Source organism: Paenibacillus cineris (assembly GCF_018333335.1).
Taxonomy (GTDB): domain Bacteria; phylum Bacillota; class Bacilli; order Paenibacillales; family Paenibacillaceae; genus Paenibacillus_AQ; species Paenibacillus_AQ favisporus.
Map to the genome: position 1 here is coordinate 325200 of NZ_BORU01000005.1, position 23232 is coordinate 348431.

Consider the following 23232-nt stretch of genomic DNA (forward strand, 5'->3'; position numbering starts at 1 on the left):
CTATTTGTTCGCATATGATGCCCAAGATGCATCCGGTCAGGAAGGAGCGAGGTCTTTTGAAGAAGAAAAATAAAAGCCGGACGGTTAAACAACCGAACAAGAACCTCTATTTCGTGGATAATCCTGAAATTCAGGAGTTGGAACTGATCCGTAAAAGCAAAGTAACGGCGCCAAAGACAAACCAACTTGATTCATATGCGGAAATCCGATCCATTGCCCCTGATGCAGTCCTTGAAAAGGAAGAAGTCCAGCAAACAACGACTTTGGACACAGTTGAACCGATACAAGAGCACCAAATGGAGGACACTGCAGAGAGCAAGCCTGAGGCAATAGAAGAGCCCGAGGAGGAGGCGGTATCCGAGGAAGCGGTACCCGAGGAGCCTGTTATTGAAGAAGCTATACCTGAGGAGACGGTGCCGGTTCGGGACCGTGAGGAGCTGGAGGAGATCATTGAAGAAAAAAGGATGCCGAACTCCCCGGAGCCAATCATTTATACGGATGATCTGAGCGATGGTTCGGTCACGACGTCCAAAATTGCGCTCCGGGCCATTGACTCGTCCAGACTTCAGCCCGGCTCGGTAGGCAGCGAGGCCATTGCCGATTATGCTGTTTCTCATATTCACTTAGCCGACGGCTCCGTGGTCTCCTCCAAAATTGCCTCTGAGTCCATTTTGGAGGAGCATCTGACCGACGGCGCGATCAGCGGCAGCAAAATTCGGGATCGCTCCATCAGCGGGGAAAAAATCCGTGACGGAAGCATTACATCCGCCAAGCTGGGCGACCAGGTGATCGATTCCACCAAAATCGCCGACGGTTCCATCACGTCACGCCATTTGAGCAATCTGGTCGTAAACACAGATCTGCTGCAAGACCAAGCCGTAACGGCAAGCAAAATTGCTGGGGCCAGCGTCCAGTCCATGCATTTGACCAATGAAGTGATCGACACGTCGAAACTGGCCGAAGGCGCCGTTACCGGCTCGAAGATCCGGACCGGCGAAATTACGGGCGACAAGCTAAAGGAGCGCTCCATCGAAAGCGTTCATATACGGGAAGGATCACTGACCGGGGAACTTCTTCAGAACGGCTCCGTTGGCGGAAATCAAATCGCGACGGGGAGCGTGTCAAGCGAGCATGTCGCCAAAAAATCAGTCGGCACCCAACATCTGCAGGATGGAGCCGTGACCGGACCAATATTGGCACCCTTTGCGGTAACGTCCGCGCATTTGGCGGATGCGACCATTCGCGGCAAGCATATCGCCCCCGGCGAGATCACTGCAGCGCACTTGGCCGACCACAGCGTCGGGGCGAACAAATTGGCAGAGCAGTCGGTCGGAACGGTGCATATTGTCGAGCAGACGGTCACCTCATCTAAAATTGCCGATCAAAGCATTCTGCCCCAGAAAATTGCAGACGAAGCCGTGCAGACCCGGCATCTGGCACAAGGTGCCGTCCAGAAAGCACAGATTGCGCCGAATTCCATCCAGACGTCCCACATTCAGCAGGGGGCTGTTAACGGCAGCCATATTGCGGCAAACGTCGTGGAAGGCTCTCATGTCAGACACGGGTCGATCACCACGGGACACATTACCCGCAGCGCCATTGTCGAGCAGCATATCTCGGATGGAGCGGTAGCTTCCCGTCATCTGCAGAACAAATCTGTCATTGGTGAAAAGCTCGCAGGCGGCAGCGTGACGAGCGGCATACTGGCAGACGGCGCGGTCGGCGGCCGCAATATAGCCGAAGGCGGCATCAGCGCGGAGCATATCCGCCCGGCTTCGATTCAGGATCGGCATTTGTCCGACAAAAGCGTGCGAGCGTCCGCGATTCAGGATCAGGCCGTCACAACCCAGCATATAGCCAAAGGTTCGGTGAACGCAGATCATCTGACGCCCGGAATCGTACACAACGCAATCATTAGGAATGAAGCGGTAACTGCAGAAAAGCTTTCAGCAGGAAGCGTTCAATCCGGTCATCTCAATCACGGCATTATCTATCCGGCTCACTTAGCAGACCATGCGGTCACCTCCCTGAAGCTTTCACCCGAAAGCGTGGCGACCGACAAAATTCAGGATCTGGCGGTGACGTCTGCCAAACTGGCTGATGGGAGTGTGAGCAGCCCCAAGCTGGCCTCCGCGTCCGTAAGCAGTGAGCATTTGTCCGACAACGCCGTCACTTCCCGCTCGATCAACGTGGGTGCGGTAACCCAGCGGCATCTCTCGGAAGAATCAGTCGGCGGAGTACAGCTTCAGCCCGGCTCGGTTTCCAGCGTGCATTTGCACAGTGGAGCGGTCGAAGAAAAGCATCTGGCTGAAGGCATCGTCAGCGAGCGCCATCTAACGGCCGGCTCGGTCGGAGGAACCCAGCTTCAGGCCGATTCCGTCACCGGAGCGCACCTGCAAAACCATTCAGTAGAAGAGAAGCATCTGGCCGAAGGTATCGTCAGTGAGCGCCACCTTACGGCCGGCTCGGTCGGAGGAACCCAGCTTCAGGCCGACTCTGTCTCCGGAATACACCTGCAAAACCAAGCGGTGGAAGAGAAGCATCTGGCTGACAATATCATCAGTGAGCGCCATCTTACAGCCGGTTCGGTCGGAGGAACCCAGCTTCAGGCCGACTCTGTCTCCGGAATACACCTGCAAAACCAAGCGGTGGAAGAGAAGCATCTGGCTGACAATATCATCAGTGAGCGTCACCTTACGTTCGGTTCGATCGGCGGAAATCAGCTTCAGGACGGTTCCGTATCCGGGGTGCACCTGCAGAACCAAGCGGTGGAAGAGAAGCATCTGGCTGATAATATCATCAGTGAGCGTCATCTCACGGCAGGCTCAGTCGGAGGGAATCAGCTCCAGGCCGGTTCTGTTTCCGGCGAGCATCTGCAAGACCGTACTGTCGAGGAAAGACATTTAGCTGAAGGCATTGTCGGCGAGCGTCATCTCACACCCGGCTCGGTCAGCGAAGGGCATCTGCAGTCCGCATTGATCCAGGAACGCCATTTGAGTCAGTTATCGGTTAACACAGAAGCCATCAAGGACGGCGCAATAACCGCATCGAAGCTCGGACCGGAATCGGTCGGCAGCGTCAATATCAAACAGGATGCCGTCCGCTCCATTCATCTCCATGAGAAAAGCGTACAGCAGCGGCATCTTGCTCCGGGGGCGGTCGGTTTCCGGCATCTTGCTCCGGATTCCGTGGGAGAAGAGCAGCTTCAGTCAGGCAGCATCAAAGCCCAGCATTTGGCTGAAGGTGCCGTATATTCGGAGGCACTGCAGGATGGTGCGGTGGGCGCCTCCAAGCTGGCACCGGCATCCGTCGACAGCGCTCATCTGAAACCGGCCTCCATCGGTTTTGAGCATCTTCAGGAGGGGATTATCCGCATCGGCCACCTGGGTGAAGAAGCTGTAGGCTCTAAGCAGTTAGCGCCGGCATCCGTCACAGCGGCCCATCTGACGAACGGCAGCATACAATCCGGCCATCTTGCCCCGGATGCGGTATCCGAAGTTGCCCTCCAGGGCGGATCAGTAACCGGTGACAAGATCGCGCCGGATTCGATCGGAACCCGCCATATCGAGGCGAAATCGATCGGCTCGGCTCAGCTTCAGGAAAAGAGCGTGGAGAAGCAGCATATTGCCCCTGGTGCGGTGGACTTCAGGCATTTAGCCCCCGAATCGGTCGGAGAGGAACAGCTGCAGGCAGGCAGTGTCGGTATGCAGCATCTGGCCACAAGTTCGGTGCATACCGAAGCGCTGCATCCCGGTGCGGTCACAGCCGATAAGCTGGCGGACACGTCGATCGGAAGCCATCACATCCAGACAGGGGCCGTAACGGCGGAGCACCTGGCCTTTGGGGCTGTTCACGAGCATGCGCTGAAGGATGGATCCGTAAGCTCGGCTAAATTGGCCACGGGTGCGATAGGAAGTGTCCACATCCAGCCGGAATCGATCCTCCCGCTTCACCTTCAGGCCGAGAGCATCCAGGATTGGCATCTGCAGCCAGGACTCATTCAGGGCCAGCATATTACAGAAGGGGCCGTCGGTCCGGATCATCTGGCCCCCGAATCGGTCACCTCGGATCATCTGCAGCGGAGCAGCATCCAGCCGCATCACCTGGATCGGAGTTCCGTAACGACTGATTCTCTGAAGGACGAAGCCGTTACGGGGAATAAAATCGCTCCAGGCTCGGTTAGCAGCAGCCATGTCCAGCCGGAATCAATTCAGCCGTCCCATCTGCAGCCCGGCCTCATTCATGAAGAACATCTTGCAGTGGGAGCGGTCGGCGCGGAACATCTGGCAGCTGAATCCGTCACCTCGGATCACCTGCAGCAGGGCAGCATCCAGCCGCACCACCTGGCACGGAATTCGGTCATGACGGATTCACTCGAAGACGAAGCAGTGACGGGGGATAAAATCGCTTCCAACGCGGTTGGCAGCAGCCATATTCAGCCGGAATCGGTTCAGCCGTCCCATCTGCAGCCCGGCCTCATTCATGGGGAACATCTGGCAGAAGGAGCGGTCGGCGCGGAACATCTGGCAGCCGAATCCGTCACCTCGGATCACCTGCAGCAGGGCAGCATCCAGCCGCATCACCTGGCACGGAATTCGGTCACGACAGATGCTCTGAAGAATGAAGCCGTCACGGGAGATAAAATCGCTTCTCGCGCCGTAGGCAGCAGCCATATTCAGCCGGAATCGATCCAGCCGCACCATCTGCAGTCCGGCATTGTACAGGAATGGCATCTGCAGCCGGGTATCGTCCAGGGCCAGCATCTTGCCGAAGGTACGATCGGTCCGGATCATCTGGCGGCCGATTCCGTCACCTCGAATCATCTGCAGTCGGGCAGCATCCAGCCGCATCACCTTGCGCCGGATTCGGTTACGACCGGTTCACTGGAAGATGATGCCGTGACTGGGGATAAGATTGCCTCTAATACATTGGATGGCAGCCATATCCAGCCCAAATCGATCCGGTCTTACCATCTGCAACCCGGCCTTATTCGCGGAGAACATCTTGCAGAAGGAGGGGTTGGCCCGGAGCATTTGGCGTCCGGATCCGTCACCTCGGGTCATCTGCAGCCAGGCAGCATCCAGCCGCATCACCTTGCGCCGGATACCGTCACGACCGAATCGTTGGAAGATGAGGCCGTTACGGGCGACAAGATTGCTCCTCATGCGGTCGACGGCAGCCATATCCAGCCCGAGTCGATCCAGCCGTACCACCTTCACGCTGAGACGATTCAGGAATGGCATCTGCAGCCAGGCCTTATCCAGCCGCATCATCTGGCGGCGGATTCGGTTACGACCGAATCACTGAAGAAGGAAGCCGTAACAGGGGATAAGATTGCTTCCCAAACGGTTGACGGCAGCCATATCCAGCCGGAATCCATCGAGCCTTACCACCTGCAGCCCGGCCTCATTCAGGGCGAACATCTGGCAGAGGGAGCAGTCGGTCCGGATCATCTAGCCCCTGAATCCGTATCCTCGGACCATCTGCAGCCGGGCAGCATCCAACCGCATCACCTGGCGCCGGAGTCCGTCACGGCCGATTCGTTGGAAAAGGATGCTGTAACGGGGGATAAGATCGCTTCCCGTGCGGTCGACGGCGGCCATATCCAGCCGGAATCCATCGGGCCGTACCACCTGCAGCCCGGCCTCATTCAGGGCGAACATCTGGGAGAGGGAGCGGTCGGTCCGGATCATCTGGCCCCTGAATCCGTATCCTCGGACCATCTGCAGCCGGGCAGCGTACAACCGCATCACCTAGCGCCGGAGTCCGTCACCACCGGTCTGCTCGAAGATGAAGCCGTCACGGGGAAAAAAATTGCCCGGAACACAATTGACGGCAGCCATATCCAGCCCGAATCGATTCAGCCGCACCATCTGCAGTCCGGCATTGTGCAGGAATGGCACCTGCAGCCTGGCCTCATTCAGGGCGAACATCTTACAGAAGGAGCGGTCGGTTCGGATCATCTGGCCTCTGAATCCGTATCCTCGGAACACCTCCAGCCTGGCAGCGTCCAGGCGCATCACCTGGCGCCGGAGTCCGTCACCACCGGTCTGCTGGAAGATGAAGCCGTCACGGGGGAAAAGATTGCCCCGAACACGATTGAAGGCAGCCACATCCAGCCGGAAACGATTCAGCCGCACCATCTGCAGTCCGGCATTGTGCAGGAATGGCACCTGCAGCCCGGCCTCATCCAAGGTGAACATCTTGCAGAGGGAGCGGTCGGTCCGGATCATCTGGCCCCTGAATCCGTATCCTCGGACCATCTGCAGCCGGGCAGCGTTCAGGCGCATCACCTGGCACCGGAGTCCGTTACCACCGGTCTGCTGGAAGATGAAGCCGTTACGGGCGATAAAATTGCCCCGAACACGATCGACGGCAGCCACATCCAGCCGGAAACGATTCAGCCTCTTCACCTTCAGGCGAGAAGCATCCAGGAATGGCATCTTCAATCCGGGGCGGTCCATTCGGACCATATCCAGAACGGGGCGATCCAGAACAGACACATCGCCGCTAGGTCGGTCACCGGTGAACAGCTTGCTTTTGCACCCGTTCAGAGTGCTTCGGGACAGCCGGCCCTTCAACAGTACGGCATCACTTCTTTCCGGATCGGCGAAGGCCAGCTGCAGGTTGAAGTACCGGTGACGCTGCCGGAACCGTATCCAAACACCCATTATGTGATCGTGGCGATGTGCAATCATCCCGATTTCTATGCTGTATTGAACACGCAGCGGGAAGATATCGCCTTTATCGAAGTGGTGAGAAGACGGGTGGGCCCGGAAACCTTCGGTTTCCTATCCTGGATCGCGATCGGCTCGGTCTCTCCATCAGGAAAAGGAACCACGGGCTATGCACAGCGCAGCATGAGGCAGCGAAGCGCGTTCAGGACTGAGGCAGAACCAAAAGAGAATAAAGATAAGGAATAAGTAACCAGCGCGGGGCAGAGTCCCCGCGCTTTTTTGTTATGCTCTTGATCATCAGCAAGTATCGTGATGAAATCCGTGAACGATACCTAAATACATTGCACAAACGCCGCTTCCACGGCATTCCCCATGGCATAGGATGTGATGAGATACGTGCTGATATGACAGGGAGGGATATGTCGAATGATGAGGCGGATAAGATACAGACGAACCTATCGACCAACCCGCCGAAAGTACCGACAAGCATCGAAGACGGGCGTATGGTCAAGAACCAGGCATCGAACCAAGCCGCAGGCAAGGCGGATGCCCCATACCGACCTTCCTCCGGTCTTATCGGTGATCATCCCTGCGATGAATGAACAGAAGACGATCGCTGCCGTGGTCCGGGAAGCGCTGCGGGTACATCCTTCCTGCGAGGTTATTGTCGTAGCCAACGGCTGCCGCGACCGAACGGCAGAAGCGGCCGAGTCTGCGGGGGCTCGTGTGCTGAGGTATGAGCATCCGCTTGGGCATGATGCGGGAAGAAGCGCAGGGACGCAGGCCGCCCGGGGTCAGGTAATGCTGTACCTGGACGGAGACATGCCGATCGGTGCCGGGCAGCTTCGTCCCTTCGTCACGGCGGTTATTGGCGGGGTAGATGTCGCGCTGAACCGGTATAGAGGCCCGGTTCGCCGGCGTCAGACGCATCCGGTCGTTCAGGCCAAGCATGTTCTAAATACGATGCTGCGCCGCGCCGATCTGCTTGGAGCCTCTCTGACCGCCGTCCCGCATGCATTAAGCCGCCGCGCCGTCGACATGCTTGGAGCCGAATGCCTGTCGGTCCCTCCCCTTGCTTTAGCGAAGGCAGTCACCGCCGGGCTCAGGGTTGAAGCGGTTCATGAAGTACCCGTAGGACGGTTAAATAAGCGGAGAGCCAAAGTGGACGGAAAAGATCCACTGCAGGAGGTGGTTCTTGCGGATCATATTCAGGCAGTGAAGTGGTATTTGTCGGTAACGGATCCGAGGGGGCTTCGAAGCGATCTGGGACGGGAACGAAAGCGGGTGAGAAGGTGAGCCTGATGAGAAGAAGAACAAGAAGAAGTGTAACGGCTCGGTCTCGAATAAACTGGGCCGGGAGGAAGCGGCGGCAGGAAAGGCGCACCATTCCGAAGCGGAGCCGTGCGGCCCTACCGTCAATCTACCGGGCGGGGGAAGGCAAGCTGGCGGATGCCGCTTATCAGGCAGGACTCCTTGCAGGAGGCAAAGCCGACGCCGAAGAAGGAGAAGGGGATGTTCTCCTCTATGAATCGCCGCTTCAGCGGGCGTTTTCCGATTGGTGCGCGGCATATGTGAAGAAGCGTCCGGGTATTCGTACGATGCTCCGGCTGTCAAAAAGCTACGCCGACGGTTATGCTAAAGGTTCCGGGCGAAAGGACAACCGTATTCCGCTGCCGCTGGCAAGGACGGCCGCAGCCGTCGTCTGTGCCAGCAATGAACAGGATACGCTGGGCAAGGTGCTTCAGCAATTGGAACGGCTGCCGCTCCAGGAAGTAATCGTCGTACTGAACGGCTGCCGGGATCAAAGCTACTCGGCTGCACGCAATCACCGGATCGCCAGCATCCTCCATGTTCCGGGCCGGCTCGGACATGACGTGGGCCGGAGCATGGGGGCCGCCATGACCTCGGCGGATATCGTGTTGTTTACGGACGGGGATGTCGTGATCTCCGCCGAGGAACTGGCTCCTTTTATATATAAGGTGGATGAAGGGATAGACGCTGCGCTGAATGACCTGAATCCGTATTTGCCGCCATATATGCATCAGGATGAGGTAACGCGGTGCAAAAGCTTTTTAAATACGGTGCTAGGGCACCCGGAACTGGGGGCAAATTCGCTAACGGCCGTTCCACATGCACTGGCAAGACGTTTGATTGATGATATCGGCAGCGAGCAGTTGATGGTTCCCCCCAAGGCCCAAGCCCTGGCCCTTGCGAAGGGGCACCGCTTCGCGCTGGTGCAGCCGGTTGACGTGATCAGCGCAAACCGGAAGCGTCCCGGGAATACGGGCACCGGCAATGCGGTGGCAGACCTGATTATCGGTGACCATGCGGAAGCGTTCCATGCGCTGATTGATGCCGGCTGGATGCCCCAGTCTTCTACAGTCTCCCGGACGGAAGTCGCCTTGCGGAGGAATGCCTGATGAGTCTGAATCAGCGAATGACGAGCATTATCATCCCCACGCATAACGGCCTGCATCTGCTTGTCCCTTGCATCGAGGCGATCCGCAAATACACCGATACGCCGTACGAAATCATCGTTGTCGACAACGCCTCGACTGACGGTACCGACGGCTACTGCATCAAGGAGGGAATTCCATTTATCTCCCTTCCGGTGAACCGCGGGTTTCCAGTCGCCTGCAACATCGGTCTGGCGGCGGCCGGAGGGGACGATCTGCTCCTGCTCAACAACGATGTGACGGTTACGACGAACTGGTTATCCAATATGCTCGCCGCCCTGCACAGCCGGCCGGATGTCGGCTTGGTCGGGCCTGTTACCAATGCAGCCTCGGGTAGACAAAAGGTGGATGTTTCTTTTAACAATACAGAAGAATTCCAGCTGACAGCTGCCCGAAACAATCAGCCAGATCCGTCCCGCTGGGTGGAAGTGAACCGGGTTATCGGCATGTGTCTGCTTATAAAACGGGAAGTGTTGAACAGGATCGGATTTCTGGATGAAGCATTCTCACCAGGTCATTATGAGGATGACGATTACTGCTACAGGGCTCGGTTGGCCGGCTTTCATCTGCTGATTTGCGGGGATGCGCTCGTTCACCATCAGGGCAGCGCCAGCTTTAAACAGGCATCCTCCGAACAGATTCAACAGCTGATTGACCGGAATCACCGCTTGTTTATAGAGAAGTGGCAGATTGATCCCCGCCAGTTTATAGAGTAAGCAGGCAGCATATCTGAAGGAGGAGTGGTGCAGTGAGAGGTATTATCTTGGCGGGCGGGACAGGTACCCGATTGTATCCGCTGACCCGGCTGATCAACAAGCATTTGCTACCTGTCGGAAAGTATCCCATGATCGTATACGGCATCGACAGATTGCGTCAGGCAGGAATCAAGGAAATTCTTATTGTCATGGGCAAACAGTCCGCAGGTTTGTATACGGAATTTTTGGGAAGCGGTCAGGATTTTGGTGTGCAGCTAACCTACCGGATTCAGGAGTCTGCGGGAGGAATCGCCGAGGCACTGGATCGAGGAAGAAGCTTTATTATGAAGGACGAAAAATTCGTCGTTCTGCTTGGAGATAATCTGTTTATGGATGATTTGAGCACGTATGTAAATAAATTTGCGCAGCAGCCTGCCGGGACGGCGCGGGTTCTCCTGAAACAGGTTCAGGATGCCAGAAGGTATGGTGTCCCGGTGTTTGACCGGGCGCGCCCGGAGCTCATCAGCCGGATTGAAGAAAAGCCAGCGAAGCCTAAATCTTCTTACAGCGTCACCGGTTTTTATATGTATGACACTTCCGTGTTCGATATCATTTCCGGGATCCGTCCATCGGACCGGGGAGAACTCGAAATAACCGACGTCAACAACGTCTATGCGGCAGACGGGCGGCTGGAGTACGATATCCTGCAGCATTGGTGGGGCGACGCGGGAACCTTTGAATCTCTGCAAGAAGCTGGCAAAAAAATGAAGGGAATTCTCCCATGAGCCGCCCTCGGATCCGAAACAGAGCCTTCATTCCTCCATGGAAGAGGGCTCTTCGTGTCAAATTGGCCAAGCGACGTTTAATACTCCGTCGGCGGCATGCTCCCCTGAACCGAAAGGAGAAAAGAAAGCACAAGTACGGCCAGCGGGGAAATGGTATAAAGCATCCGAACCTGCTGGGGCTTACTCCCCTCGCGGTGCATCCTCTTCCCCAAGAGAGGCCCAGTGAACCCAGTACGGAGCCCTCGATCGATATCCAAAAGGTGCAGGACGCTGCTTACCAGGCCGGATATGCAGAAGGGGTGGAGGAGACAGTCGCCTCCCAGCTTCCACCGTATACGGTACTGCCGGATATAGGTGCCAATGAGGTAATCGCCGCGGGAGTATCGGCATACCGGGAACATTGGCTCCAGCTATTGCGCCCCGAAGAGGTCCATGGCCGCATGGCGCATGCCTTGGCCGTTGGCCAGCCCCTGTCGGTTGTCCGACTGGGAGACGGAGAATTGCTGGCCCTGGCCCATGACACCGTGCTTCCGCTGGAGGAAGTCCGACAAAAGGGGCGCTTTCTCTCGACAGCAGGAATGCAGCTGCCTGATCCGCAGGCACGAGATATGCTGGCCGATTCGCTCCGCATGGCCGGGATCATCGGCATTCCGCATTCCCGTCTGCCGACGTTCCAGGGCCTTTTGTTCCCGGTGCTCCGGTATTACGGGCTATCTTACCGCAGCCTGACACTGACGACATCCACGATGAATTATGCGCTGCATGAGCATGGTCTGCTGCAGCAGCTTCTCCCGGGGAAACGGCTGCTTCTGATCGGAAACCGGGCTCCCGAGCTTGCGAATACGCTGCTGGCTTCGGCTTCGCTGACCATAGCCGGTGTAATCAGCCCGGTGCGGGGATTTTCGGACATTCCAAGGGTGATGCAGGAGGCGGCCATATGCGAATTTGACCTGGCTCTCGTGGCCAGCGGCATTCCCGCGGTCGTGATCTGCGAGCGTATCGCGAGCCAGCTGGGCAAAGTTGCGCTGGATTTTGGACATTTGGCGGATAAGCTCGTTTCCGGTGAGATTCCTTATGCCAGATAGTAAGGTGTATAGCGGAGAGAAATATCATGTGTGCAAAACGGGGAGGGATTGAAATGATAAAGCGGTTCAGGAGTGCAAGGGGCCGCCGGCCAATCCGGCAGTCTCCTCCCTCATCCTCTGGAAGCGACCGATATAACGAGGGTTACGAACGCGGGTACACGGAAGGGCTGGTAAAGGGAAGGGACACATTCCATATTCCGTTTCAAGGCACCAGCATCATCATTCCGACCTATAACCAGGCGGAATATCTGATCCAGTGTATAGGGAGCATCGAGGCCCATACGCCGGAACCGCATGAGATTATTGTCGTTGACAATGCGTCTACGGACGATATTGCCTCCTGCCTCAAGCCGTTTGGCGGGAAAATCAGGTTTGCAAGGCTGGAGCAGAACCGCGGATTTGCCGGCGGCGTCAATTACGGCATCATGATGGCCAAGGGAGAAACGGTTGTCATCCTGAACAATGATATTCTTGTCACGCCGAATTGGCTGACCCACATGCTCCGCTGCCTGGACAGCGACCCTCAGATCGGTGCCGTGGGGCCTGTGACGAACTATATTAGCGGCGAACAGCAAATTCCGGTTCCTTACGAAGATGTGAAGGAGATGTGGGAATTTGCAGCCGGTCATAATGTGCCGGACGAAGGGAAGTGGCGTGAAGCCGACCGATTGGTCGGCTTTTGCCTGCTGCTCCACAGAGATGTTTTGCACCACATCGGTTATTTGGATGAGGGGTACCGGATCGGCAACTATGAAGACGACGACTGGATCATCCGGCTCCGGCTGACCGGCCGGAAATTGTTTATTGCCGGGGATTCGTTTATCCACCATTTCGGAAGCGTAAGCATGAAACAGTTGGGCCAGCAGTTTGAGTCGGTCCATCATCATAACGAGTTGTATTACACGAATAAGTGGGATAATCCTTACGCTTGGGTGACAAACATGAAGGAAGGCGCGCTGGCTCGGTTTCCCGGATTGCGAAGCGGGCATGATTTTTACCCGTCACATGTACTGGTACGGGACCAGTCTGGCCTTGTGTATTTTCTGCTGAACGGGCGCAAGTACGCCCTTAGCGGCGGGGCGGAACAAGTGGGTGCAGAAGCCGTACTGCTGTCAAGGTTAGATATCCGGCAAATTCCAGACGGTGAGTATTCTCTGACAAGCGAGCAGATCCGGGAAATGCTGGATTCGGCAGCAATAGATGAGTCCTTATCGGCCGGGGAGGCCGGCGCCGGTCAGCTGGTGGAGGGCCCCGGTGGACGGGTGTACCAATGGTCCCGCGGAACGATGAGGCCGTTTGCATCGCTGCATACCCTGGAACGATGGCATATGGCGTTGAGAAAACGATCGGTGTGGCCGCTCGAGCGGTTAAATTCTGTGCCGGAAGGGGATCTGATCATCGCCCCCCCACACCTGGATAATCCCGTGCTTTGACGGTTTTCTAAAAAAAGATGAGAAAAAAACGGATGCTGCCCCCAATCGCGTAACTGACTTCAGGATGGCGGCATAGGATATAGCAGGCAGATGCGGATCAGGCGGACCGCCTATTCGCAGAAGGCGTGACCTATCACCAGGGAGGGACCGGAATGCAGAGCAAAATTGACGAAATGCTCACCCATATGTCACATTCCAAGCAGCAAATGGCCAGGGTTCTGGATGCCGAGCGCCAAGTGGCGGTCCGGATGGCCCAGATTATTCATGATTTGCCCGATGAACATCCGGAATTTGACGGTGTGAGCGGGTTGATTGAAAATTCCAGCCAGATCAACAAGAGCATTATTTCTTACCTTAGCAGCATTGCTGACCTGCAGGAAGCGCTGGCGGAAACGTTGAATCATGTGGTGAAAGAGATGGGCAGCAATGAAGAGGAATAATTTCGGGAGAAACGTAAGGGAGTGCTGGATATGAGCAGAGAACAGGCCTTTTTGCATATGCTGGACGCCGCCTCCAAAATCCAGTGGAACATCGCCATGATTCTGGAAGCCAAAGCGGTCGAAGCCGAAAAAATGCGGAACTGGACGCTGAATCATTTGAACTCGGATGCGTTTGCAAGCCATGAAAATCAACTGAGCGAGCCTCTGCAGATTCACGGTCAGATCGTGGAGCTTTTGGAGGGGCTCACGAAGATGGAGAATGGATTGTGCAGCAACTTGAAAGCATTGCTCGTACAGGAAGAAGAAGAGTACGGCGGCGGTGGTGGTGGTGGTGAAGGCATGTTTGGCGGCGGTGATTACGGCGGCCTCGGAGACATGGGCAAATGAGTTTGCTCCTTCGTGAGCAAGAAACGAAGCTGGAGCTGATTCAATCCATCGCGCTCAGCCAAAAGGCGCTGGCTCGGATTCTCGGGAGCATCGCCGACATTTCTTCCGAGTCGGACCTCTCTGCCCGGGCACTTCTTGAAAATATCCGGCTCCTGACGCAGCATCAAGACGCATTATGCCGGATGCTCACGGGCATCAGCCTGTGCCAGCCCCGAAGCGGGAATTCCGCGCCGCCCTGGTTAAACGCATCTCTATCCGCCCATTTCGCAGTCACCCGAGAATTACAGGAGGATTAACGGATGATAACGAAGAAAAAACGTCATCGGAGGCCAAAATCCGTGAAGCGCCTGCTGCTTAGCCGTAAGGCGCGAGTCATCAAGTTGAAAAAGCGGCGTAAACACCTGCTACCCAAAAAAAGAAAGCATCGGATCAAAAGCATTCGCAGAAAACGGAAACGGGTCGTAAAGCCGGTGCTGCCTGTGCCTGTGGCTCAAGGTGTAGAGCCTCATACCAGTCCGGACTCGGCGTACAGCCAAGGATTTGACGAAGCTTACAATGAAGGGTTTAACGCGGGTTTTGCCAAAGGCTATGAAGATGGTCATTTGCTAGCCTACCAATCCAAGTAATAACGTGAGGGAACGGGACACAGTCAAGCCTTTCGCTCCATGGGACAGCCATGGGGCGAAAGGCTTTTTGCCGTTTTTCGGCAGGGCATCCGCCAATTTATCCGCGCGAAGGCAGTCGTCCATGATGCAATTGCCTCTTCCGCATATATTTATATTGTTCTTTCACAATTCAAGACAGACAGGGTGAAGACTGTGGAAAATGTGGCTGAAACGGCGGCAAGCGCCAGTTACCTGCAGGGCTACGAGGACGGCTTGCGCCTTGGTGTCTGTCAGGCTGTCATGGAACGGATACCCGCTCCGGAGCCTTATTTCCGGGACATGAAAGTATTTTATATTCCGCAGGGCTTTCATGCCATTGATCAGGGTATATCTGCCGCGCTTAGCAGCCTGGTCAGAGAATGTATCGTCGTAGAGGCTCCAAAGATGCTGGAGCTTGCTCAAAAGGAGCGTCCGCATCTCATCCTCGTATTGAACGGACTGCATGTATTTCCCGAAAATCATTTGGAGGATATCCGGCGGGTTCGCGCGATGGGGATCAAGACGGCCGTCTGGTTTGTCGATGATCCCTATTTTAGCGAGGATACCGCGGCCGCATGCACCGCGTACGACGTCGTGTTTACCCACGAGCTGGGATGCGTACCTTTTTACAGTGCTCTTGGGGTCAAAAGAGTCCACTATTTGCCGCTGGCCGTGAACGCTGACATGTTCAAGCCTCTGCGCTGCGGACCGGAGCACCTGTACGACATTTGCTTTATAGGCAATGCCTTTTGGAACCGTGTCGCTATTTTTGACGAAATGGCACCGTTTCTGAAGGATAAAAAAGTGTTGATTGCCGGGGGGTTCTGGGAGCGCTTGTCCCGGCAGGATTTGCTGGGCCGCTCGGTACAGCTTGGGTTCATTCCGCCGGAGGAAACAGTCCGCTATTACAATGGGGCGAAAGTGGTCATCAATATCCATCGTCCCGACGAATGGGGGCAGGACAACCGCAACAGTCATCGGATCAGCGGCAAATCGATCAACCCCAGGACCTATGAAATCAGTGCTTGCGGAGCGATGCAGATCACAGATATCCGCGAAGATCTCACCAATTATTACAGACCAGGCTATGACATCGAAACCTATACATCCACTGAGGAACTTAAAAACAAGATCATCTATTACCTGGAGCATGAAGAGGAGCGGAGAATCATGGCGGCCCGCGGGCTGTACACGACTCGGCAGGAGCATACGTTTATTTCCCGGATGAGAACGTTTCTGGAACAGTTCTGACACCGGACAATATCAAACAAGGGAGTGTCGATATGTCGAAGGTTAAATGGCCCTCAAGGGTCCCTGAGCTGACCCTGAGTTACGATTCCGCCCAAGCGAGAGCCAGGGGACGACAGGACGGCTATCGCCGCGGATATGACGAAGGTTATTTGCGAGGCCGTGCGGACGTGATCGCCAGCCGGCCGCCTGAATCCGTCCCGTTCCGTCAAATTCGCGTCTTGTATATCGCTTCGGGCAAGGGGTACCCGTATTCGCCGCTGGACGAGGCCATCTCTTCCACGCTCCGGACGATGGTCGCCGAGGTGGTTATTATCGAACCGGGGCAGATCACCGTCGAAGCAGTTTTGCAGGCGGCTCCAGATCTGGTGCTCGCTTTGGACGGCATGTTCGTAAACAACGAAATGATGGATATCATTCGGCAGCTTGGAATCCGTACGGCCGTCTGGCTTACGGACGATCCCTACTATACCGACATGACGACGGAGAACGTCAAACATTACGACTACATCTTCACGTTGGAGTCCAACTGCGTACCTTTTTATCAGCAGTTGGGATGCACGCATGTCTATCATTTGCCTTTTGCTGCACACACCGAATACTACCGGCCATCCAGGAATATATCTCCGCTTCGCCGGGATGTCAGCTTTATCGGCTCGGCGTACTGGAACCGCATCGGCTTTTTTGATCCGATCATCGACCGGCTTATGCAGCATAATACCGTATTCAACGGGATCTGGTGGGACCGTCTGCCTCAATATACAGCCTATCAGGACCGCATCGAGCTCAACAAATGGATGGGCCCGGCCGAGACCGCGGAGGCTTATAACGGTTCCAAGATCGTCATCAATCTGCACCGATCCCATGAAGACGATACCGTCAACAACAACGCTATTAAAATTCCCGCAGCTTCCCCCAACCCCCGCACCTTTGAAATTGCCGCCTGCGCGACGCTTCAGCTAAGCGACAGCCGGAGCGACCTGGCCAAATTTTATACGCCTGGCGTGGAGATCGAAACTTACAGTTCACCGGAGGAGTTATTGTACAAAATTGAATACTATCTTGCCCACGAGGAAGAACGCAGACAGATCGCCTTGAATGCCTTGGAGAGAACGTTCAGAGACCATACGTACGGCAAACGCCTGAACGAGATGCTCACGATCATTTACCCGTAGTCTCTATACGTTTGGAGGCTTTTTTGTACGAATGACGGGTAGCATGTGTCAGTGCCGGCAAGTGTCGCCTCTCATATCTTGTATTATCTGGGTGAAAGGAGGTGTGATTCGCACCCCTGTACGATTTTTGCAGGTGGGCCTAAAACATGGATATGACTAAACCCAAATTGATGCTGTTCTCGCATGTCAGCAACACCAAAAGCATTACAGGAGCCGAGAAGCTGCTGCTCCTGTTCTGCCGATGCATGGCGTCTTATTTCAATTGCATCTTGGTGGCTCCAGGTGAAGGTAAGCTGACAGACCACGCCCGAAAGCAGGGAACGGTGGTCATGATTCAGACCTTTCCCTTGCTATACGGGATGTATACTCCGGATTCCCGGCTGCCGCTGAATGCCGATGAGCTACGCAGCCATCCCGATTATGCTTCTGTCGTCAGGCTCATCGGAGAGACCGCGCCTGATTTGGTGCTGACGAACACGATCGTCAACGCGCTGCCCGCGTTCGCCGCTAAACAGCTGGGAATCCCCGTCATTTGGAAAGTGACGGAGGTGATTCAGGAGAACGAATTCACGTCGGAAGTGCTAACCATTGTAGACAATTACAGCGATTGGATCATTGCGATTTCGGAGTCTGCCGCCCGTGTGTTTTACGGGCGAATTAGCAGTCCGATCAGCCTGCTCCCTCCATCGACGGACAGCGAGCGGCTTCACTCCTTTGGTAATCTCGTAAGGCAGAGCGAACGAAAGGGGATCGGGCTAAAAGAGGAACATAAGTGCATCGGCTACATTTCCGCTTTTATTCATCCGGAAAAGGGCCTTAGAGAGTTTATTCGTATGGCGTTGTCACTATGCCCGGGCCATCCCGATTGCCGTTTTGTGATCATCGGCCGGGCTGCGGATCACCGTTATTACGATGCCTGTTTGGCGGATGTCAGATTTTCGGGTTATAGATCAAGATTCCAATTTATCCCGTTCGTGGAATCGGTTCAGTCGGTTTACAGCGCGATGGACATTCTGGTCGTACCGAGCATGGTGTCCGAGGGTTTTGGCATGACCGCGCTGGAAGGCATGTTGTGCGGAAAACCGGTTGTGGCCTTTGCATCCGGGGGGCTCGGTGAGCTGATGGAAAGTACAGGCAATGGACATTTGGCGGTACCCGTCGGGGACGCCCAAGGGCTCGCCGATAAGGTTGCCATGCTGCTGAGCGATCCGGATGCCTTGAAGAATATCGGCATACACAATGAAGCGGCGGCGAGGGCGTTGTACGGAATTGAAGCCTACCAATGGAGGCTGGATCAAATCATCAGTCAATGGCGCGAATACCATCCTCATTGGCTGACAGCCGGAAACCGAGCCCCCCTCCTGGTGGAGGGACCCCAGGTACAAGCGGAGCCCCCGGTTGACAAGGCACAGGCCCCCCGCAAAGTGCGGAGGTCCAGTCGAAGAAGATTCTATTATATACGGATTACCCGCAAAAGGAAGTTGAAGAAGCTCGCGAAAAGGCCACGAAGATCCGCGCGAGGAAAAACCTTCCGAAGATCGAGGAGCAAGAAGCGTAAATCCGTCGGGCGACGGAGGGCAGCGAAACGATAGATTAGGAGACGGAAGATATGAGAATTATGACCATTTTGGGTACAAGGCCAGAAATCATCCGCCTCAGTCTCGTTCTTCCGAAGCTGGACCGGTATGCGGAGCGCCACGTGCTGGTGCATACCGGACAGAATTTTGCAGAAAGGCTGAGCGGGATCTTTTTTAGCCAACTGGGATTGCGAAAGCCCGATTACGTGCTGCAGGACTCGGCAGCTTCCCTGGGAATGCAGCTGTCGGCGATGTTCTCCCAAATGGAAGAAATCCTGAAGCGGGAGCAGCCCGACAAAATTTTGCTTCTTGGGGACACCAACAGCGCTCTTTGCGCGATTTTGGCCGAAAGGCTCGGATATCCCGTGGTACACATGGAGGCCGGAAACCGCTGCTTCGACCTGAACGTTCCGGAGGAGAAGAACCGGCGTATCATCGATACGATTTCTTCTATTAATATGCCGTATACAGAACAGAGCAAGAAGCATTTGATTGCCGAGGGTTTTCCGAGCAATCGGATCGTTCTTACAGGAAACCCCATTTATGAAGTAATGAAGTATTACGAACCCCAGACCCGGAGCAGCAATATTCTGAAAACCCTGGGTCTTAAGCCGAAGGAGTATTTTCTTGTCACCGCGCACCGTGCGGAGAATGTGGACCGGCCAGAGCATCTGGAGCAGATTATGCAGGGGCTCAACCTGATCGCTGAAAATCACGGCCGTCGTATCATCTGCAGCATTCATCCCCGGACCGCTTCACGGATTGCCGAGCACTCCGGATTTTCCATGAACCCTCTGGTGGAATTTCATGAACCCTTTGGATTTTTCGACTTTGTCCAATTGGAGCGATCTGCCTGCTGTGCACTAACGGACAGCGGAACCGTGCAGGAAGAGTGCTGCATTATGCAGGTACCGACTGTCACGATGAGGCGAACGACGGAGCGGCCGGAAACGGTGGATTGCGGGAGCAACATCGTATCAGGCGTCGATGCGAAGCGGATTGCCGATTCAGCTGCCCTGATGCTTGAGTTGAACACGATGTGGCAGTGTCCCCAGGGATACCTGGCCGAAGATGTATCGGATAAGGTTGTCAAATTTCTGCTTGGAGGGAATGTGCATGTTTGAAAATCAGCGTATATTGGTGACCGGTGGCACCGGATCATGGGGCTATGAGTTAATTGCCCAATTGCTGCCGCTCATTCCAAAGGAAGTGGTGGTTTTCTCGCGGAATGAATCCTCTCAAGTCGCCATGAGCCGGGAATTCGAAAATGACCGGCTGCATTTCCGGATCGGAGACATTCGTGACAAAGAAGCTTTGATGGCGGCATGCCAAAATATCGATTACGTGTTTCATCTGGCGGCCCTTAAGCATGTTCCGGTATGCGAGGATCAGCCTTATGAAGCACTGAAAACGAACGTGATCGGCACACAGAACGTCATCGAGGCCGCAATTGAAAATAAAGTTAAGAAAGTGTTCTATATTTCGACTGACAAGGCTGCAAATCCCTCCAACTTTTATGGGATGACGAAGGCCATCGGGGAGAAATTGATCGTATACGCGAATCTGCTTCACACCGATACCCGATTCGTCACCGTGCGTGGGGGCAATGTGCTTGGAACCAACGGCAGCGTCGTGCATGTGTTCAAAGAACAGATACGTAATAAGGGCTATGTGTCTATCACCGACATGAAAATGACACGTTTCTTCTTAACGCTTCGCGATGCGATCGCCGTGCTGTTCAAAGCGGCGGAAGAAAGCGTCGGCGGCGAAATTTTCGTCATGATGATGCCGGCCTGCCGGATCGTAGATTTGGCGGAGGTGTTGATCGAGGCTTCCGGACGGGAGGATGTTCAAATTGTTGAATCCGGCGTTCGTCCGGGTGAAAAAATTCATGAAATTTTGATGAGCGACTATGAGAGTCTTTCGACCGTCGTGTTTGACGAAGAATATCTGGTCATTTTGCCGACACTCAACATACCTGGCCTAAAATATCGGTACAGTCACTGCCAGCCGGTCTCGTTCAGCAGCTTCTCTTCAAACACCCACCTGATGAGCAAAGAGGAAATCCGCAATATTTTGGAGCGCGGGGGGTTCTTATAATGAAGCTGTTGATCCTGGGAGCAAGCGGGATGGCAGGCCATATGCTGGTCGATTATTTCAAGCTGCAAAGCAAGCACCAGGTCTTCTACACGACCCGGGATCCCCGCAACAGCGGTGGACTAATCATGGATGCTTCCGATATCGGGACAGTGGATAAATTGGTCGAGATCGTGAGACCCGATTGCATCATCAATGCCATCGGCGTACTCAACCATTTTGCGGAAGAGGACAAAATCAATGCCTACCATATCAACGGCTTTCTGCCGCATCGTCTCCGCCGGGCGGCGGATTCGGTCGGGGCCAGATTGATTCATATCAGCACCGACTGCGTGTTCGAAGGAACGCGCGGAGGTTACCGGGAGAGCGACGTACCCGATGGAACGAGCGTCTACGCAATGACCAAAGCGCTGGGGGAAGTCCAAGCCCCGGGACATTTGACGATCCGTACCTCCATCATCGGCCCGGAGATCCGCTCGCACGGAATCGGGCTGATGCACTGGTTCATGCACCAGCGGGGAATCGTGACAGGGTACTGCAACGTGTTCTGGAACGGGGTAACCACGCTGGAACTGGCAAAAGCGATCGATACTGCATTATTTACGCCATCATTATCTGGGCTGATTCATCTGGCTCATCCGGAACCGATCAGCAAGCACGATCTTCTTCTCTTGTTCCAAGAGATTTGGAACCTGGAGGATGTGACCGTGGTTGCGGGTCATACCCCCGTTCAGGACCGGACGCTGGTTTCGACTCGAGGCGACTGGACTTACAAGGTTCCGCCTTATCGAGACATGCTGAAGGAGCTGAAACAATGGATGCGAGAAACGACTCCCTACAGCGCATCATTCTAATCACCGGAGCTTCGGGGTTTACCGGCAGCCATGCCTGCCGGTATTTTGCCGGGGAGGGTATGCAGGTTGCCGCTTTGGTTCGTCATATCAGCGAAGACGATAAGGTTGAGGGCGTCCAATACTATACATGCGATCTCCTTGACAAGAAGGGCATTGAAGAGCTTGTCGGGACCATTGCTCCGGATTATGTCCTGCATCTGGCCGGCAAGAACTCGGTGCCCGAGTCTTGGACGGAACCGGTGCTCTATATGGAAACCAACGTGCTCCCAACGCTCTATCTCCTGAATGCCCTCCGTCCTTATCCTTTCTGTCGGATATTGATCACCGGTTCAATGCTGGTTTTTCCTCTGTATCCGCCGTTTAGGCCGCCTCACCCCTACGGCCTGAGCAAAAGTTTGCAGAAGGCAGCGGCCCTATCATGGAAAGAGCTGTTCGGCCAGGCTATCATTCTGGCAGAGCCGTCTAATCTTATAGGCCCGGGTCCGTCGAGAGGCTTCTGCAGTTTGCTGGGGCAGCATATCTCAGCCTGGGAACGGGGGGAAACGGATGAAGCTTTCCACATTCCCTCACGCATCATACGCAGAGACTTTTTAGACGTCCGTGATGCGGTTATAGCTTATAAGATTTTGCTGGAGCAAGGACTCCCCGGAGAGATCTACTCCGTCCGGTCAGGAAAAGAATATACACTCGGCGAAATTACAGATCTTTATATGGACATTTTTGAGAAGCCATTCCCTATCGAGTGGGGCGAAGGAGAGAATTCCAGCCAGGGGAATCCAAAGAATACGGCCCCCAGGATGAAGGGACTGGACTGGGAACCTTCCATTCCTCTCCGCACATCCCTTACCGATGTTCTCGAATACTTTCGTACCTGTGGAGGTGATTCCAAATGAGACCTTTAGTCACGATCGTCATTCCTTTTTACAACGATCCATATGTAGGGCAGGCGGTTGAAAGCGCCCTGTCGCAGTCCTACAGCCCCATAGAGATCATTGTGGTTGATGACGGATCGACACAGCATGCCGAACGATTGGCACCTTACAGGCCCTACATTCATTATCTGGGAAAAGCTAACGGAGGCACTGCCAGTGCACTCAACCACGGAATCCGCCATGCGTCGGGAGAATATATCGCGTGGCTGAGCTCAGACGATTTGTTTTACAGGGACAAAATCAATAACCAGGTGTTATTCATGCTGGAGAGGAATGCGTGGATCTCCCATACCAATTTCAATAATATCGACAAGAACAGTCAAGTTGTGAAGTACCATGCGGGCGTATCATATGAACGGATGATTGATTTCTACCGGTACTTTCTGAGCCATGCCAACCCAGTTAACGGGTGCACGGTCATGATGAGAAAAGAATTATTTTGTTACATCGGGCTGTTCGATGAGTCCCTTCCATACACGCATGACCTGGAGATGTGGGGCAGGGCGATTCAAGCCGGCTTTTCGTTTCATTACTTAAACGAAGCGCTGGTCGGCTACCGCTGGCATGAGGCGATGGGAACCCTGCGGCATCAGGAAGTCATTAAACGGGAGAGTGCGGTCACTTGGCAGAAGGTCAGTTACGCGATTGGCCGAATCTCAGCCATGATGGAATAATAGGCAGTCTGCCCGGTGATCTTCGCCAGATTCACTGAAAGCACCGGAACCCTTGGTTTTGGTGCTTTCTTTC

Annotated in this window: 20 protein-coding genes; all 20 read left to right on the forward strand. The window is 54.9% G+C overall.

The genetic code is table 11. The features are described from left to right. Positions 1 to 56: 56 nt before the first annotated feature. The 20 genes from KI379_RS30755 (at position 57) to KI379_RS30845 (ending at position 23159) form a co-directional block, all read left to right on the forward strand. Complete coding sequence (locus KI379_RS30755; RefSeq protein WP_212985918.1) at positions 57 to 6923, forward strand: WIAG-tail domain; 6867 nt, start codon at positions 57 to 59, stop codon at positions 6921 to 6923. Between the two features lie 173 nt (positions 6924 to 7096). Further along, on the forward strand, positions 7097 to 7279 hold the full coding sequence (locus KI379_RS34200) for a hypothetical protein (protein ID WP_186326167.1): 183 nt from the start codon (positions 7097 to 7099) through the stop codon (positions 7277 to 7279). Next, the gene (locus KI379_RS30760) at positions 7272 to 7973 is read left to right on the forward strand and encodes a glycosyltransferase family 2 protein (RefSeq protein WP_244879502.1); all 702 of its coding nucleotides are present in this window, start codon (positions 7272 to 7274) and stop codon (positions 7971 to 7973) included. Before KI379_RS34200 ends, KI379_RS30760 begins: the two co-directional genes overlap by 8 nt. A gap of 5 nt (positions 7974 to 7978) precedes the next feature. Continuing rightward, positions 7979 to 9097: a glycosyltransferase gene (locus KI379_RS30765; protein ID WP_084204104.1), complete on the forward strand. Its 1119-nt coding sequence runs from the start codon at positions 7979 to 7981 to the stop codon at positions 9095 to 9097. After that, positions 9097 to 9849 (forward strand): glycosyltransferase family 2 protein, encoded by a 753-nt coding sequence (locus KI379_RS30770; RefSeq protein WP_084204105.1) that lies wholly within the window; start codon positions 9097 to 9099, stop codon positions 9847 to 9849. Before KI379_RS30765 ends, KI379_RS30770 begins: the two co-directional genes overlap by 1 nt. A 32-nt stretch (positions 9850 to 9881) precedes the next feature. Further along, a complete protein-coding gene (locus KI379_RS30775) occupies positions 9882 to 10613 on the forward strand; it encodes a sugar phosphate nucleotidyltransferase (RefSeq protein ID WP_076174117.1) in 732 nt (243 codons plus the stop codon). Between the two features lie 62 nt (positions 10614 to 10675). Next, entirely contained in the window at positions 10676 to 11698 is a 1023-nt protein-coding gene (locus tag KI379_RS30780) for a GT-D fold domain-containing protein (protein WP_244169397.1), read from the forward strand. Positions 11699 to 11751: 53 nt separating this feature from the next. Then, positions 11752 to 13131 carry a glycosyltransferase family 2 protein gene (locus KI379_RS30785; RefSeq protein ID WP_212985919.1) on the forward strand — a complete coding sequence of 460 codons (1380 nt, stop codon included), beginning with the start codon at positions 11752 to 11754 and terminating at the stop codon, positions 13129 to 13131. A 152-nt stretch (positions 13132 to 13283) separates the two neighbouring features. Then, a complete protein-coding gene (locus tag KI379_RS30790) occupies positions 13284 to 13571 on the forward strand; it encodes a nucleoside-diphosphate sugar epimerase (protein WP_076174121.1) in 288 nt (95 codons plus the stop codon). 30 nt (positions 13572 to 13601) lie between these two features. Further along, positions 13602 to 13958 (forward strand): restriction endonuclease subunit S, encoded by a 357-nt coding sequence (locus KI379_RS30795; protein ID WP_076174457.1) that lies wholly within the window; start codon positions 13602 to 13604, stop codon positions 13956 to 13958. Continuing rightward, complete coding sequence (locus tag KI379_RS30800; protein WP_076174124.1) at positions 13955 to 14254, forward strand: hypothetical protein; 300 nt, start codon at positions 13955 to 13957, stop codon at positions 14252 to 14254. The genes KI379_RS30795 and KI379_RS30800 overlap by 4 nt, the downstream gene beginning before the upstream one ends. A 3-nt stretch (positions 14255 to 14257) precedes the next feature. After that, on the forward strand, positions 14258 to 14584 hold the full coding sequence (locus KI379_RS30805) for a hypothetical protein (protein WP_076174127.1): 327 nt from the start codon (positions 14258 to 14260) through the stop codon (positions 14582 to 14584). Between the two features lie 183 nt (positions 14585 to 14767). Further along, positions 14768 to 15853, forward strand: a complete 1086-nt coding sequence (locus KI379_RS30810) for a CgeB family protein (RefSeq protein ID WP_373309633.1) — start codon at positions 14768 to 14770, stop codon at positions 15851 to 15853. 32 nt (positions 15854 to 15885) lie between these two features. After that, complete coding sequence (locus tag KI379_RS30815; RefSeq protein ID WP_076174129.1) at positions 15886 to 17025, forward strand: glycosyltransferase family protein; 1140 nt, start codon at positions 15886 to 15888, stop codon at positions 17023 to 17025. A 146-nt stretch (positions 17026 to 17171) separates the two neighbouring features. After that, positions 17172 to 18617 (forward strand): glycosyltransferase family 4 protein, encoded by a 1446-nt coding sequence (locus tag KI379_RS30820; protein WP_076174131.1) that lies wholly within the window; start codon positions 17172 to 17174, stop codon positions 18615 to 18617. Positions 18618 to 18634: 17 nt separating this feature from the next. Next, complete coding sequence (gene wecB, locus KI379_RS30825) at positions 18635 to 19726, forward strand: non-hydrolyzing UDP-N-acetylglucosamine 2-epimerase (protein WP_089548439.1); 1092 nt, start codon at positions 18635 to 18637, stop codon at positions 19724 to 19726. Beyond that, positions 19719 to 20702, forward strand: coding sequence for a polysaccharide biosynthesis protein (locus KI379_RS30830; protein WP_076174136.1), 984 nt, complete (start codon positions 19719 to 19721; stop codon positions 20700 to 20702). Before wecB ends, KI379_RS30830 begins: the two co-directional genes overlap by 8 nt. Next, positions 20702 to 21553, forward strand: a complete 852-nt coding sequence (locus KI379_RS30835; protein ID WP_089548438.1) for a dTDP-4-dehydrorhamnose reductase family protein — start codon at positions 20702 to 20704, stop codon at positions 21551 to 21553. The genes KI379_RS30830 and KI379_RS30835 overlap by 1 nt, the downstream gene beginning before the upstream one ends. Next, positions 21514 to 22446, forward strand: coding sequence for an NAD-dependent epimerase/dehydratase family protein (locus KI379_RS30840; RefSeq protein ID WP_212985920.1), 933 nt, complete (start codon positions 21514 to 21516; stop codon positions 22444 to 22446). The genes KI379_RS30835 and KI379_RS30840 overlap by 40 nt, the downstream gene beginning before the upstream one ends. Beyond that, positions 22443 to 23159 carry a glycosyltransferase gene (locus KI379_RS30845; protein ID WP_076174141.1) on the forward strand — a complete coding sequence of 239 codons (717 nt, stop codon included), beginning with the start codon at positions 22443 to 22445 and terminating at the stop codon, positions 23157 to 23159. The genes KI379_RS30840 and KI379_RS30845 overlap by 4 nt, the downstream gene beginning before the upstream one ends. The last annotated feature ends 73 nt before the right edge of the window (positions 23160 to 23232 follow it).

Bases quoted from the DNA above. Each gene is read 5' to 3' on its own strand.
- KI379_RS34200 (WP_186326167.1), top strand. From the start codon at position 7,097: ATGTCGAATGATGAGGCGGATAAGATACAGACGAACCTATCGACCAAC.
- KI379_RS30760 (WP_244879502.1), top strand. From the start codon at position 7,272: ATGAATGAACAGAAGACGATCGCTGCCGTGGTCCGGGAAGCGCTGCGG.
- KI379_RS30765 (WP_084204104.1), top strand. From the start codon at position 7,979: ATGAGAAGAAGAACAAGAAGAAGTGTAACGGCTCGGTCTCGAATAAAC.
- KI379_RS30770 (WP_084204105.1), top strand. From the start codon at position 9,097: ATGAGTCTGAATCAGCGAATGACGAGCATTATCATCCCCACGCATAAC.
- KI379_RS30785 (WP_212985919.1), top strand. From the start codon at position 11,752: ATGATAAAGCGGTTCAGGAGTGCAAGGGGCCGCCGGCCAATCCGGCAG.
- KI379_RS30790 (WP_076174121.1), top strand. From the start codon at position 13,284: ATGCAGAGCAAAATTGACGAAATGCTCACCCATATGTCACATTCCAAG.
- KI379_RS30795 (WP_076174457.1), top strand. From the start codon at position 13,602: ATGAGCAGAGAACAGGCCTTTTTGCATATGCTGGACGCCGCCTCCAAA.
- KI379_RS30800 (WP_076174124.1), top strand. From the start codon at position 13,955: ATGAGTTTGCTCCTTCGTGAGCAAGAAACGAAGCTGGAGCTGATTCAA.
- KI379_RS30805 (WP_076174127.1), top strand. From the start codon at position 14,258: ATGATAACGAAGAAAAAACGTCATCGGAGGCCAAAATCCGTGAAGCGC.
- KI379_RS30815 (WP_076174129.1), top strand. From the start codon at position 15,886: ATGTCGAAGGTTAAATGGCCCTCAAGGGTCCCTGAGCTGACCCTGAGT.
- KI379_RS30820 (WP_076174131.1), top strand. From the start codon at position 17,172: ATGGATATGACTAAACCCAAATTGATGCTGTTCTCGCATGTCAGCAAC.
- wecB (WP_089548439.1), top strand. From the start codon at position 18,635: ATGAGAATTATGACCATTTTGGGTACAAGGCCAGAAATCATCCGCCTC.
- KI379_RS30830 (WP_076174136.1), top strand. From the start codon at position 19,719: ATGTTTGAAAATCAGCGTATATTGGTGACCGGTGGCACCGGATCATGG.
- KI379_RS30835 (WP_089548438.1), top strand. From the start codon at position 20,702: ATGAAGCTGTTGATCCTGGGAGCAAGCGGGATGGCAGGCCATATGCTG.
- KI379_RS30840 (WP_212985920.1), top strand. From the start codon at position 21,514: ATGGATGCGAGAAACGACTCCCTACAGCGCATCATTCTAATCACCGGA.
- KI379_RS30845 (WP_076174141.1), top strand. From the start codon at position 22,443: ATGAGACCTTTAGTCACGATCGTCATTCCTTTTTACAACGATCCATAT.